The sequence below is a fragment of the Erythrobacter aureus genome (assembly GCF_003355455.1).
GTDB lineage: Bacteria > Pseudomonadota > Alphaproteobacteria > Sphingomonadales > Sphingomonadaceae > Qipengyuania > Qipengyuania aurea.
Window position 1 is genome coordinate 1,481,443 of record NZ_CP031357.1, and the last position, 13,622, is coordinate 1,495,064.

Annotated in this window: 12 protein-coding genes and 1 pseudogene; 8 read left to right on the forward strand and 5 right to left on the reverse strand. The window is 63.6% G+C overall.

What is annotated here, in order from left to right:
• Positions 1–107: 107 nt before the first annotated feature.
• Entirely contained in the window at positions 108–818 is a 711-nt protein-coding gene (locus tag DVR09_RS07240; RefSeq protein WP_115416341.1) for a hypothetical protein, read from the forward strand.
• A gap of 7 nt (positions 819–825) precedes the next feature.
• On the opposite strand, the gene astD is transcribed toward DVR09_RS07240, so the two are convergent.
• Both astD and DVR09_RS07250 read right to left on the reverse strand, forming a co-directional pair.
• Positions 826–2,238, reverse strand: coding sequence for a succinylglutamate-semialdehyde dehydrogenase (gene astD, locus DVR09_RS07245; RefSeq protein ID WP_115417845.1), 1,413 nt, complete (start codon positions 2,236–2,238; stop codon positions 826–828).
• 69 nt (positions 2,239–2,307) lie between these two features.
• Positions 2,308–3,723, reverse strand: a complete 1,416-nt coding sequence (locus DVR09_RS07250) for a protein adenylyltransferase SelO family protein (RefSeq protein WP_115416342.1) — start codon at positions 3,721–3,723, stop codon at positions 2,308–2,310.
• A 74-nt stretch (positions 3,724–3,797) separates the two neighbouring features.
• On the opposite strand from DVR09_RS07250, the gene DVR09_RS07255 reads away from it, so the two are divergent.
• The 5 genes from DVR09_RS07255 (at position 3,798) to DVR09_RS07275 (ending at position 9,525) form a co-directional block, all read left to right on the forward strand.
• Positions 3,798–4,664 carry an alpha/beta fold hydrolase gene (locus tag DVR09_RS07255; protein ID WP_115416343.1) on the forward strand — a complete coding sequence of 289 codons (867 nt, stop codon included), beginning with the start codon at positions 3,798–3,800 and terminating at the stop codon, positions 4,662–4,664.
• Positions 4,661–5,806: a glycosyltransferase family 4 protein gene (locus DVR09_RS07260; RefSeq protein ID WP_115416344.1), complete on the forward strand. Its 1,146-nt coding sequence runs from the start codon at positions 4,661–4,663 to the stop codon at positions 5,804–5,806. Before DVR09_RS07255 ends, DVR09_RS07260 begins: the two co-directional genes overlap by 4 nt.
• 117 nt (positions 5,807–5,923) lie before the next feature.
• Positions 5,924–6,724: a tetratricopeptide repeat protein gene (locus DVR09_RS07265; RefSeq protein ID WP_162814876.1), complete on the forward strand. Its 801-nt coding sequence runs from the start codon at positions 5,924–5,926 to the stop codon at positions 6,722–6,724.
• 42 nt (positions 6,725–6,766) lie between these two features.
• The gene (locus DVR09_RS07270) at positions 6,767–8,113 is read left to right on the forward strand and encodes an outer membrane protein assembly factor BamB family protein (protein ID WP_115416346.1); all 1,347 of its coding nucleotides are present in this window, start codon (positions 6,767–6,769) and stop codon (positions 8,111–8,113) included.
• 56 nt (positions 8,114–8,169) lie between these two features.
• Complete coding sequence (locus tag DVR09_RS07275; RefSeq protein ID WP_435867790.1) at positions 8,170–9,525, forward strand: methyltransferase family protein; 1,356 nt, start codon at positions 8,170–8,172, stop codon at positions 9,523–9,525.
• On the opposite strand, the gene DVR09_RS07280 is transcribed toward DVR09_RS07275, so the two are convergent.
• Genes DVR09_RS07280 through DVR09_RS07290 form a run of 3 tightly spaced genes read right to left on the reverse strand, consistent with a single transcriptional unit; the run spans position 9,526 to position 12,016 of the window.
• Positions 9,526–9,828, reverse strand: a complete 303-nt coding sequence (locus tag DVR09_RS07280; protein WP_115416347.1) for a putative quinol monooxygenase — start codon at positions 9,826–9,828, stop codon at positions 9,526–9,528.
• Between the two features lie 19 nt (positions 9,829–9,847).
• On the reverse strand, positions 9,848–11,218 hold the full coding sequence (locus DVR09_RS07285) for a glutamate--cysteine ligase (RefSeq protein ID WP_115416348.1): 1,371 nt from the start codon (positions 11,216–11,218) through the stop codon (positions 9,848–9,850).
• A 42-nt stretch (positions 11,219–11,260) separates the two neighbouring features.
• Positions 11,261–12,016: a 16S rRNA (uracil(1498)-N(3))-methyltransferase gene (locus DVR09_RS07290; protein ID WP_115416349.1), complete on the reverse strand. Its 756-nt coding sequence runs from the start codon at positions 12,014–12,016 to the stop codon at positions 11,261–11,263.
• A 238-nt stretch (positions 12,017–12,254) separates the two neighbouring features.
• Between DVR09_RS07290 and ubiA the strand changes: the two are divergent.
• Together ubiA and DVR09_RS07300 are read left to right on the forward strand one after the other, a co-directional pair.
• A pseudogene (ubiA, locus tag DVR09_RS07295) lies at positions 12,255–13,162 on the forward strand (4-hydroxybenzoate octaprenyltransferase).
• A gap of 4 nt (positions 13,163–13,166) precedes the next feature.
• A complete protein-coding gene (locus tag DVR09_RS07300) occupies positions 13,167–13,619 on the forward strand; it encodes a tRNA (cytidine(34)-2'-O)-methyltransferase (protein ID WP_115416350.1) in 453 nt (150 codons plus the stop codon).
• Positions 13,620–13,622: the final 3 nt, after the last annotated feature.

Below are 13,622 nucleotides of genomic sequence, written 5' to 3' on the forward strand. Positions count from 1 at the left end.
CTTTCGCGGCGGTCCATGTCCCGCTATGGTGCAGGCCCTGCCGACAGGCTGGAACCCCGGCGGTTCTGGCTCCTATGTCGGCCTCGTTCCAAGCTGAAGGTCTACCTATGAAACGTCGCCTGCTCGTCTCCGTCCTCCCGATCGCCCTGCTTGCCGGCTGTGGCGACAAGGCAGAGGACGAGGCGGCGGGCGACGCCATGGACCCGGCCAGCGAACAGGCGCTCAACGATGAATTGATGACCGACCCGGATCTGGCCGGTCGCAACGAGGCGAATGCCGCCCTGTCGGGGACGGGCAATGCCGCCATCCCGAATATCGACAAGTCGCCGCGTGCGATCGAGGCCGCGCGCAGCCGCGCGGCCGAACTGGTCGGCGGGCACAGTAAACTGACATCGGCCCCGGCTGCCAAGGCGCTGGGCGACGATGCCGCACCAAGCGCCGCGATGGTAGCTGCCGCGCGCGCCGCCGTTGCGCCGGGCGACGCGAATTGCGGCGACAGGGTGAAATACACTTCGGCCTGGGCGGCCAAGCTGCCTGCGGCCTTCCCCGTCTATCCCCGTGGCAACACGCAGGAAGCTGCCGGTACCGACGAAGGCGATTGCGCGCTGAGGGTCGTCTCTTTCCTGACGCCGGTCGCGCTCGACGAAGTGCTGGCATTCTACAGCACGCGGGCGAAATCTGCGGGATTCAGCGTCGAGCATGTCACCAGCGCGGGTGACAACATTCTGAGCGGAACCAAGGGATCCTCGGCCTATGTCGTCTATGGGCGCCGACTGCCCGAAGGGGTGACCGAGATCGATCTGGTCACCACAGAGTAAGCCGCGCTCAGCCTTCCTTGATGCCCACGCCGATACTTGCGCGCGGCTGTTCCATTTCCGTGCTGGCGACAGGATAGGCGCAGTAATCCGCGGCATAGAAGGCAGCGGGGCGGTGATTGCCCGACAGCCCTACACCGCCGAAGGGTGCTGCCGACGATGCCCCATTGGTCGGCCGGTTCCAGTTGACGATCCCGGCGCGGATCTCGTGCCAGAACAGTTCGAAATCTTCGGGCTTTCCGCCGATCAGAGAGGCCGAAAGGCCATACCGCGTATTGTTCGCTTCATAGATCGCTTCGTTGAAATCGGCCACGCGGATCACTTGCAAAAGCGGGCCGAACAGTTCGATATCCGGGCGTTCGTGAATCTCGGTCGCATCGAGGATCGCGGGTGACAGGAAGGGCAGCTTCTCGTCGGGCCGCCGCATATGCATGATCGGCTTGCCCCCCCGGCTCATCAGCGCAACGAAGCTTTCGGACAGCAAATCGGCGGTGCCGTTGTCGATCACACAGCCCATGAAGGGCTGCGGATCGGCGAATGGTTCGTCGACGATCAGCTTTTCCGCCAGTTCTTTCACCGCCGGGACGATTTTGTCGAACACCGAATCGACCACGATCAGCCGCCGTGCTGCGGTGCACCGCTGCCCCGCGGATGTGAATGCCGATTGTACGATCGTTGCCGCGGCATCGTCGATCTTTGGGGTGTCGAGCATGACGATCGGGTTGTTGCCGCCCATTTCCAGCGCGACGATCTTGCCAGGATCGGAGGCCAGCTTGCGATTGATCGCAATGCCCGCCCGCGCTGAACCCGTGAACAGAACACCATCGACCATCCAGTGTTCGACCAGGCCTTGTCCCACTTCGACGCCGCCATGGATGCATTGCACCACGCCTTCGGGGACCTTGGCCTCGTGAAAGCAGCGGGTGAGAAATTCGCCCACGGCCGGCGTTTTTTCGCTTGGTTTGAAGATCACGACATTGCCGGCGATCAGGGCCGGAACGATGTGTCCGTTGGGCAGGTGTGCCGGAAAATTGTATGGGCCGAGCACCGCCATGACGCCATGGGGTTTGTGGCGGAGCGCGGCGGTCCCCTGCAGGGCGCTGTTCAGCTTCTTCTGGCCGGTCCGTTCGGCATAGGCGGTGATCGATATCTCGACCTTGCCGATGACCGATTCCACCTCGGTGCGGGCCTCCCACAGTGGTTTGCCCGTCTCGCGTGCGATCAGTTCGGCAAATTGTTCGGAATGCTTTCGCACCTGATTGGCGAACCGTCGCATGAGTTCGATCCGCCGACCGAGCGGTTCGCGTGCCCAATCGCGCATCGCCTCGCGCGCACGCTCGACAGCGGCGTCGACATTGCCCGATGTGCCGTGCCAGATTTCACTGCCAGTGGCAGGTTCGGTTGAAACCAGATCGGTCGCCATGGCGCTATTCGTATCCTTCATGTCTCTGTATGCGCGGCCTAGGTGGGAGGTTAGACGGGCCGCGTCAATTCAACTCGACGGGAAAGGCCCTGAATGGCCTGCCGGTATGGGGGGTGCGCCATGCGCCTGGCCCATTCTCCGCAAGGCGGCAACCTTGGCGTGAAGGGGCTGCCAATCGTCACCGTCCGCGATGGCGGCCCAGATCGCCTCGACCTCGTCGATCAACATCGATTGCGGCGCAGGGTCCTCCCAATAAGGGTGATCGCTCGCGACCGGTGCATACTCCGCGAAGGCATCCGCGAGTTCGCCCGGCACATTCCTGCCCCCGCGATGCGAAAAGAAAAACGCATCGGGTGCGATGCCGCTTTCGGTCATCGCTTTCTCGCAAGCCCCGACCAGCGCGGTATCGGCCTTGGTGCCGCGCGATTCAATGCCGAGCCGCCAGCACCACCGTCTGCCGACGGCTGCCATGTAGAGAGGCCCGAACCGCTCCATGGCCGCGATCAGCGGCGGTGCCTCGGCAATCGACCGAAGCGCGACGGCGAACTGGCCGCAGTTCCAGTGCAGCGCTTCGGGCTGGCGGCCAAAGCAATAGAGGCCCTGATGATCGAAATAGGCGGCGGTGAAGCGCGGGTCCCACTTTGGCAGGAAGCGCCATGGGCCGTAATCGAAGCTCTCGCCCGAAATATTCATATTGTCGGTGTTGAGCACGCCGTGGACGAAGCCCGCGACCATCCAGCTCGCCGCAAGATCGGCGAGTCTCTCGACCACCAGATGCATCAGACGGACCGTCGGTTCGTCACGTCCGGGCGCGTCCTCGGGCGGGGGCGGGCCGGGGAAATTGCCGAGACAATAATCGACGAGCTGGGCCATATGATCGGGTTCTTCCAGGGCGAGGAGGCGCTGGAACGTGCCGATGCGGATATGGCCATGGCTGAGCCGGGTCATCACCGCAGAGCGGGTGGGGGAGGGTTCGTCACCCCTCCACAATTCCTCCCCGGTTTCGACCACACTGAAGGTTTTCGATGTATCGACGCCCAGCGCTTCGAGCATCTCGGTCGCGAGAATTTCCCGAACGGCCCCTTTGAGAGTGAGCCGCCCGTCGCCTTTGCGGCTCCACGGCGTCTGCCCCGATCCCTTTGTGCCCAGATCCAGAAGGCAGCCCTCGGCGTCGCGCATCTGCGCATAGAGAAAGCCCCTGCCGTCGCCTATCTCGGGATTGTAGACGCGAAATTGGTGCCCATGATACCGCAGCGCGAGGGGATGCTGGAGGTTGCCCTCGAGCGGTTCGAACCGCCCGAACCGGGCAAGCCATTCGTCATCCGACAACCCGGCAAGGCCCACGCTCGCGGCGTGACGATCGTTGCGGAAGCGCAGGACCGTTTTCGGGAAATCGGCGGGCTCTACCGGATCGCCGATCCAGTGTCCCAGTGTTTCGATGGGTGTATCGGGGCGATAGCTCGCGGCTTGCGGTTCGGCGCGCATACAGCGATAGTGGGCGGCAAGACGGCCCGAAACAAGGGCAGCAACGCAAAGCGACTAAGGTTTTTGCCGCCAGAATGGATACCAGCTATACCGACCGCCATTGGCAGAGCGCCGACGGTCTCACCCTTCACTTCCGCGAATATGGCGCTGCCAACGATCGCCCCCCGGTCATCTGCCTGCATGGTTTGACGCGCAACGCGCGCGATTTCGATAGTCTTGCGCCGCATATCGCCGGGCAGGGCTGGCAGGTGCTCGTGCCTTCGATTCGCGGGCGCGGCGACAGCGACTATTCCGAGGATCCCGCCAGCTACAATGTCGGGACATATGCGCTCGATATTCTGGCCCTGCTGGACGCGGAGCGGATCGACAGTTTCGTGTCGATCGGCACCTCGATGGGCGGGCTCATCACCCTGATGATCGCGGCGACACAGCCGCAGCGTGTTGCCGGGACCCTGCTCAACGATGTGGGGCCGGTGCTCGAAACCGCAGGGCTCGACGCGATCAAATCCTATATCGGCCAGGGGCGCAGTTTTTCGACCTGGATGCACGCCGCGCGCGCGCTCGAGGATGTGCATGGCGCCGCGTTTCCGAACTTCGGGACCGAGGATTGGATCGTCATGGCCAAGCGCACGCTGACCCTGTGCAACAACGGCCGGATCGCCTTCGATTACGACATGAAGATCGCCGAACCCATTCTTGCTGCCGACGAAGCGGCCGTACCCCCCGATCTCTGGCCCGCTTTCGATGTGCTGGCGGAAAAGCCCCTGGCGCTGCTGCGCGGCGAATTGTCGCAACTGCTTTCGGAACAGGCCTTTGCCGAAATGCAGCGCCGCGCGCCGCAAGCCATCTGCGCCACGGTACCCAGCGTCGGCCACGCTCCCACGCTCGACGAGCCGGAAGCGCGCGCCATAATCGACCGGCTACTGGCGCTAATCGCGTGAGCCGGGCGCGGGGCGGGGCGGTGCCGCACATCCTTCATTTGCAATCCACCTTCGCCCCCGGAGGCAAGGAAGTGCGCACCGTCCAGTTGATAAATGCGTTCGGGAAAAAAGCGCGGCATACGATCATATCCGCCGAGCCCGACAGGCTGGGCGCCGCGGACCGGATCGCCAAGGGCGTGGATATTCGCCTGCAACCCGAATTTCCCAGCCTCAAAGGCCGGCCCACGCCCGGGCGATTGCAGAAACTCGCCAGGGCGATGCGCGGCTACGATCTCGTGTGCACATACAATTGGGGCGCGATGGACGCAGTCATGGCGCACACGCTGTTCAAGGACCTTCACGGCTTGCCTCCGCTGATCCATCACGAGGACGGTTTCGACGAGAGCGAGGCGAGAAAGCTCAAGACGAGTCGAACCTGGTATCGCCGGATCGCGCTGGGCAGGGCAGCCGGGCTCGTGGTTCCATCCGAGCGGCTCGAGGAAATCGCCCTGGTCGACTGGCAGCAGCCGCTCGGCAGGGTAAAACGCATTCCCAACGGTATCGATACCAAAGCCTTCGCCATGCGTCCCAAAAAGGATGCGCTGCGGCTGATCAAGCATCCGGGCGAATATTGGGTGGGCACGCTGGCCGGCCTGCGTACGGTCAAGAATCTGCCCCGGCTCGTGCGGGTCTTTTCCCAGCTGGCGGATAACTGGCAGCTCGTCATCCTCGGCGAAGGCGAGGCGCGTGAGGCGATTCTGGCTGAAGCCGACCGGTTGCAGATCAATCACCGTGTCCACTTGCCGGGGGCGGTCGATATTCCCGCGCGGGTCATCGGCCTGTTCGACATTTTCGCGCTATCGAGCGATTCCGAGCAGTTCCCGCTATCGGTGGTCGAGGCGATGGCGGCGGGGATTCCCGTTGTCGCACCCGCCTTGGGCGACATTGCGGGAATGGTGTCAGAGGCCAATACGGAGTTCATTGCGCCGCCGGGCGACGAAGAAGAACTGGGCATGGCATTGGTCCAGCTCGCCGTGTCCAAAGAGCTTCGCAAGGAAGTCGGCGAGGCCAATCGGGCGAAGGCAGTTGCCGAATTCGACGAGGCGAAAATGGTTGCGACCTATCGCCGTCTCTATTCGAGCGCGATGCGCATTGACCTGTAAGGCGTTTCAGGCAGCATTCACGCGGGCGGGGACAGGCTTAGCCGACCATTGCCCTCGACCTCACCTGTCCGTAAAGAGCCGCGCAAACCGATACCTATCCAGATGGAGCCCGCCGCCGTGGCCCTGACGCCTAAGAACCAATTGTCCCGTGAAGAAAAGCGCGCCAAGCAGCAGAGTGCCGAGCAGGAGGCCTTGCTGCGCGAGGTCGACGATGCCGTGCGTCAAGGCGATGCCCAGGAATTCCTCGATAAATGGGGCAAGCCGCTGCTCGGCTTGCTGATACTGGGCTTGGCTTCATTCGGCGGATACCTTTATTGGGACAGCCGCCAGGAAGCCGCGATGGAGAGCGATTCCGAAGCGCTGGTGGGTGCGCTCGACCAGATACAGGCGGGCAATGTCGGCAGCGGGTTCGACCGGCTGGAAGACCTCGCCGGCAAGGAAGGTAGCGGTGCCGCGGCCGCGGCGGCGATGATGCGCGCCGGTATTGCCGAACAGCGCGGCGATACCGAGCAGGCCGTGACTCTGTTCAAGGCTGTTGCCGATAACGACGACGCTGCACCTGCCATGCGGGACCTCGCGCGCCTGCGGGCGACTGCAATCGATTACGATAGCATGGAAAGTGCGGAGATTATCGCTGCTCTCAAACCGCTGGCGGTGCCGGGCAAGGCCTATTTCGCGAGCGCCGGTGAACTGCTCGCCCATGCCTATCTCGATCAGGGCAAGCGCGACGAGGCAGGCACCCTGTTCGCCCAGATCGCCAAGGACGAGGAAAGTCCGGAATCGCTCCGATCGAGAGCGCGTCAGATGGCAGGCGTACTGGGCGTCGATGCGATCGAGGATGTGAACGAACTGCTCGAAGAGCAAAGGGTCGAACGCGGCGGGGCCGATGGCGAAGGCGCCGTGGTCGCAACCGAATAAGGCCGATTGCGGCCCTTCAGGATTTACGGAACGAGGATATAGATGAAGCACCGCACAAACTTTACGCGAACGGCATTTGTCGCGGTTCTGGCCACAGGCCTCGGCGCTTGCAGTGGCGGCCTTTTCGGCGGCGGCGACAACAAACGGGTCACGCCGACCATGGGGGAACGCCAGCCGATCCTTTCGCGTATCCAGACCGGCGCCGAAGTCGATCCGGCGCTGGCCGGCGTTTCGGTCGTCCTGCCGCCGGCACAGTCGAACGACGTCTGGGCGCAGGCGGGAGGCAACGCCAACAAGTCGTATGGCCATCTGGCTCTGGGGGCGTCGCCAACGCGCGTGTTCGCGGTCAATGTGGAAGGGGCCACCAATCGCCGTCGTCTCGGCGCATCGCCGGTCGTGGGCGATGGCATCCTGTTCGCTGTCGGCGGAGACGGGAGGCTGTCCGCCTTCGATGCACAGACCGGCGCGCAGCGCTGGACCTATGATCCCGGGTTGGAAAGCGACCTCAAGCCGTCCGCCTTCGGCGGCGGTGCGAGTTACGATGACGGCAAGGTCTATATGACCGACGGCGCCGGCGATGTGATCGCGCTCAATGCAGCCGATGGGTCGGTGCTATGGAAGGTCAAGCCGTCCGGCCCGCTGCGCGGATCGCCGACGATCGCCTTCGGTTCGGTCTTCGTGATGACGCAGGACAACCAGATCTTCGCGCTCGATGCCAGCGATGGTTCGATCCAGTGGCAGGAGTCGGGCTCTTCGACCCAGGCGGGGGTCTTCGGGGTGGCCGCGCCAGCCGCGGGACAGGGCACCGTCATCGCGGGCTACAGTTCCGGAGAACTGATTGCGCACCGGTACGAAAACGGCCGAACGCTATGGGCGGACGCGCTTGCCCGCACCTCGATTTCGACTTCGGTCGGTTCGCTCACCGATATCGATGCCGATCCGATCATCGACAATGGCCGCGTTTACGCGCTGGGCCAGGGCGGTCGCATGGCCGCCTACGAACTGGTCACCGGCCAGCGGATCTGGGAACTCAACCTTGCCGGGATTTCCACCCCCGCCATTGCGGGCGAGTGGATCTTCGCCCTGACCGACGATGCGCGTCTGCTGGCCATCGCCCGTACCACGGGCAAGATTCGCTGGCTCACCCAATTGCCGCGCTGGCGGAATGAAGAAGACAAAAAGGGGCCGATTTTCTGGTCGGGTCCGGTACTGGCCGGCGGCAATCTGTGGGCGGTAAATTCCGAAGGACATGTTTACAGGATCAGTACGGGCGAAGGCTCAGCCAGCCTGTTCACCGATCTCGACCAGCCGATCTCCCTCGCGCCGGTCGTTGCGAACAATACGCTCTATATCCTCGACGACAGCGGCCGGATCACCGCGTTTCGCTGATTTTCATGCTAGCATGATGACTGTGTTAACCAATCCCGGTTAGACGAGGCACGGTCATGAGCGCGATGAAGCATGTACCCCAAGCGCGGCCGAAGAGCGATGTCTCATCGGCCGTCGGACTGGTGGGTCTTGCCGGGCTGTTCGCCTGGGTCGCTTTCGCGCGCGCATTTCCCGATATCGCCGACGCATTCGGCTGGGCGGTGCCCCGCGATACGCTGGGTGGCCCGAATTCTGCGCTGGTTGGCCTGCTGGCCGCCGCGATCCCGATGGCGGCATGGTCGATCTTCGTCGAAAAGGTCCATCTTCGTCCCTCGACGGGGCTCGACTGGTCGTTAAGGCGGACGCGCAAGCCTGATCGCGGGGCCACCTGGGTCAAGCTGGCCGGGCTGTGGGCGACCTGGGCCATTATCGCCGGCCTTTACTGCCTGTGCCGCTGGTATTGGGATGGGCAGTACGTTTTCTCCATGCAGGTGCTCGGCTATGCAGCACTTCCGCTGGTCGTTCTTTCGGTACCCTATGTTTTCTGGATCGACCGTGCTCTGGTGAACCAGCGCGACCATGCCTGGCACTTCGGCGCGCTGCTGCTGATGCGACCCGGCTGGGACTTGGCAGAGGTGAAAAAGCACTGGCAGATCTGGATCATCAAGGCCTTCTTCACCGCCTTCATGATCTCCATCATCCCATTTGCCTTCCGCACGATCGTGAGCGCCGATTTTGCCGAGGTCGCCGCGCGTCCCGAACGCATTGCGCTGACGATCATCGAGGCGATGTTCATGATCGATGTGATGATCGGTACGGTGGGCTATATCGTAACCATGCGCCCGCTCGATGCGCATATCCGCTCGGGCAACCCGCTACTGGGCGGCTGGGTGGCGGCGCTCATCTGCTATCCACCCATCGTCTGGGGCATTCTCGGCGGCGGCAAGGCGATCAATTACGAATTCGAGACGGCTGGCTGGCTGCACTGGATGGCGGGCAATGACGCGCTGATCGCACTGTGGGGCGCATTGCTCGTCTTCCTGACCGGGATCTATGCCTGGGCAACCTTCGCCTTTGGTCTGCGGTTTTCCAACCTCACCTATCGCGGCGTGCTGACCAACGGCCCATACCGCTTCACGCGGCACCCGGCCTATGTTTCGAAGAATCTGTTCTGGTGGGCTGCCATCCTGCCTTTTCTCGTCACCAGCGGTTCGATCGTGGAGGCGATCCGCAACTGCTTTTTCCTCCTGGTGGTCAATGCCATCTACTTCTGGCGCGCAAAGACCGAAGAGGCGCATCTCCTCGCCGAGGACCCCAAATATCGCGAATATCACGCCTGGATGGCACGGCACGGTCTTCTGACCGCACCCCTGACGAAGCTGTGGAGCCGCCTGAAGCCGCGTCCCGGCATCGCGCCGCAACCCGCCGAATAGTCAGCCGAGCGGTTGGCCCTCGTCGGTCTCGTAGACTCTGAGATCGCGTGACTGCGGCGGATTGGCGGCCATCACCTTCTGAAACTCGGCCATGTGCTCCGATTGGCCATGCGTATCGAGCGCCTCGCGATCACGCCATCTTTCGAACAGTATCAGAGTATCGGGATCGGCGATGTCGCTGGCAAAAGTGTAGTCCAGACAGCCATCTTCCGCGCGGCTGGCGCGCACCATCTCCACGATTGCCTTGCGCGTGGCGGCATCGATCGGACGCCCCAGCTTGATCGTCCCGTTGATCTGGATCACTGCCTGTCTCCCTCGGCTCTCAGAAGCTGTGTTCGTAAATGCGCGAAATATCGCCGCCCCAATCCCCGTGATAGCGGTCGAGCAGGACCTGCGCCGGCACTTTGCCACTGGCGACGATCTCGTCGAGCGTTTCGAGAAAGCCGGTTTCGTTATCGCCCGATGTGTTGAGACGACCGCGCGCGGCGAGGCCCGCGCGGGAGATGGCCAGCACTTCCCTGGCGAGATCGATCAGCTTGCCGCCACCCGGGATCGGGGCATCGAGCGCAAGCTTGGGCACGGCATTGCGCAATTCCTCGCGCTCTTCCATCGTCCAGTGTTTGACCACATCCCATGCCGCATCGAGCGCGCCCTGTTCGTAGAGCAGGCCGACCCAGAAGGCGGGAAGCGCGCAGATCCGGTTCCAGGGGCCGCCATCCGCACCGCGCATTTCGAGAAAGCTCTTGAGGCGCACCTCGGGAAAGGCGGTGGAAAGGTGGTCCCACCAATCGCTTTCCGTGGGTTTTTCACCAGGGAGCACTTCCAGCTTGCCGTCGAGGAAATCGCGAAAGCTCAGACCTGCCGCATCGATGTATTTCCCGTCGCGGAAGACGAAATACATCGGCACGTCGAGCATATAGTCGACCCAGCGATCATAGCCGAACCCGTCCTCGAAGACGAAAGGCAGCATGCCCGTGCGATGCGGATCGGTATCGCTCCAGATATGCGAGCGGTAGGACAGGTAACCGTTGGGCTGCCCTTCGGTGAAAGGCGAATTGGCGAACAGGGCAGTGGCGAGCGGCTGGAGCGCGAGGCCGGTGCGGAATTTCTGTACCATGTCGGCTTCGGTGGAATAGTCGAGGTTCACCTGGATGGTGCAGGTGCGCAGCATCATGTCGAGGCCGAGACTGCCCACGCGCGGCATGTGCCGCATCATGATTTCATAGCGGCCCTTGGGCATGACCGGCAGCTCTTCGCGTGTCTTGTCGGGCCACATACCAAGACCGATGAAACCGACCCCGAAGCGTTCGCCCACTTCCTTGACCTGCGCGAGGTGGCGGCCGGTCTCGGCGCAGGTATCGTGCAGATTCTCGAGCGGGGCGCCGGACAATTCGAGCTGACCGGCAGGCTCGAGGCTGACCGTGCCGTCCTCGCCCTTCATCGCGATGACCTTGCCGTTCTCCTCGATCGGCTCCCAGCCGTACTCCCGCAGGCTCAACAGGATATCGCGAATGCCACCGGGCTCGTCATAGCTGAGCGCGCGGTGTTCCGTGCAGCAATAGACGAGCTTTTCGTGCTCGGTACCGATTCGCCATTTGCTTTTCGGCTTCTCGCCGCGTTGCATCGGGGCGACCAACTGGTCGCGGTTTTCGATGACGGGATCTTCCGCCCCTGACGTCTCACGCGTGCTCATGACGCGTGGCGATAGGCAACCGAACGTTGCGAGGAAAGGAAATTAATCTTCGTCGAGCCAGTCGCCCGCCTCGGCCATCCATATCGCGGTTCCGGCGATCGCTGCCGTCTCGCCACGCAGAATGCGCGGGCCGAGGCTGATGGCGACCGAGGCGGGATGGGCACGGATGGCGGTGCGTTCGGCATCGTCGAACCCGCCTTCGGGGCCGACCAGAAGCGCTGCCGGGCCTTCGGCATAGCAGAAGGCATCGGCCGCGGGTTCGCCGCCTTCTTCGTCGGCGAAGAACAGGTGACGTTCCTGCGGCCAGTCGCGCAGCAGCGCGTCGAGCTTGGCCACCGGGGCTATTTCGGGCAGCGCTGTGCGCGCGCATTGCTCGGCCGCCTCGGTGACGATCGTGTCGGCCCTGTCGGCATTGAGCTTGTCGGCGACGCAGCGCCGAGTGACGACGGGCGCGATGCGCGCGACGCCCAGCTCGGTCGCCTTTTCAAGAACGAGGTCGAAGCGGTCTTTCTTGAGTAGGGCGGGGCAGAGCCAGAAATCGGGCACCGGTTCGCGCGGGCGCAGATGCTGCTTGGGTTGGAGCAGGACATGGCGCTTGCCTGCCTCGACCACTTCGGCGGCCCATTCGCCGGTGATATCGTCGCACAGGATCACCGCGTCTCCCAGGGAAACGCGCATTACTTTCGCGAGGTAATGGGCTTGATTGCCCTCGACCTGCACTGCGGCAGTGGCAGAGAGTTCCTGTTCGACAAACAGGCGCGGGGCGCTCTTCGGGGGCCAGGCGGGGGTGGCAGGCATGAAGCTGCGGTAGCGTTCGCGCGCGCGCGCGTCACCCTTTCGATCGACGGTTTCCTACGCGCGCATTATCTGGCACCCGTAATTTAGGCATGGCCGTGCCTCGGACATCAGCACCCGCCCCCCCGTGCGCGTGTGTGTCACCCCTGAAGTCGGAACTCAGATCGTTGAATAATAACATGTATTTTGGAAATTTCGCGGGTGACAGCGTGTCGCCTTTGTCAACCGGATGCGGGCTGGCATGACCGGCACAGGCGATGTCGTTCCCGACAGCGAGCATCGCGGCCTTGTCGCGCGCCTGCCGCAGCTTCCCGCGATCTTGCGCAACTGGCGCGGTTCGACCGCCCGATCGGCTGGTGGCTGCTGTTCTGGCCCTGCGCCTGGGGTGTGTGGCTGACAGGAGCAGGGTGGCAGCTCGAACTGCTGGGCTGGATGCTGCTGGGCAGCATTGCCATGCGCGGGGCGGGCTGCGTCTATAACGATATCGTCGACGCCGATCTCGACCGGAAGGTGGCGCGCACCGCCGCGCGGCCTGTGGCCAGCGGCCGAATCTCGAAGAAGCTGGCATGGGGCTGGCTGGCAGCCTTGTGCGCCGTGGGCCTGCTGGTGCTGTTACAACTGCGTCCGCTCGCGCAGGGTGTGGCGCTAGCCAGTGTGGTGCTGGTCGCTGCCTATCCCTTTATGAAGCGCATTACCTGGTGGCCGCAGGCCTGGCTCGGCCTGGTGTTTACCTGGGGGCTGCTGGTCGGCTGGACCGAATTGCGGGCGGACAATTGGGACGCGCTCCTGGCGATGTATGCGGGCTCCGCGCTCTGGGTAATCGGCTACGACACGATTTACGCGATGCAGGACCGCGAGGACGACGCGCTGGTGGGCATCCGGTCGAGCGCTCTGCGGCTCGGCGGGCGCGTGCAGGGCGGCGTGGCGGTGTTTTATGGCGGAGCGGTCGCGCTGTGGGCGCTGGCTTTCTGGCTGTATCGTGCCGACTGGGTCGCGCTGCTGGCACTGCTTCCCGCCGCGGGGCACCTGGCTTGGCAGGTGGCAACGCTCGATGGCGGGGATCCGGGCAATCCGCTCGACCGTTTCCGGGCCAATCGCTGGACCGGCGCGCTGGTCGCCGCCGCTTGCTTCGTGGTGGGGAACGCCTGACCCGATGCGCATCGCGATGTTCGAACCCGAAATTGCCGGCAATGTCGGTGCAGTGATGCGGCTTTGTGCGTGTTTGGGCGCGCGCCTCGATCTAATCGAACCAATGGGGTTCGTGTGGGATGACCGCCGCGTGCGCCGCGCGGCGATGGATTACATCGATCACGTCGAAGTGGTGCGTCATGCAGGCTTCGAGGCTTTCTACGGGACTCTGGGCGAGGGGCGCTTGGTTCTGTTCACCACCAAGGCAAGCCAGTCGGCTTACGACTATACCTATTCTCCCGACGACGTGTTGCTGTTCGGCAAGGAAAGCGCGGGCGTGCCCGACCATGTGGTCGAGGCGAGCGACGCGACAGTGCGCTTGCCGATGCGGTCGGAAGTGCGTTCTCTCAATGTCGCGACCAGCGCGGCGATCGCATTGGCGGAGGCACTGCGGCAGACCGGCACGCTCCCGCGCTAGCGC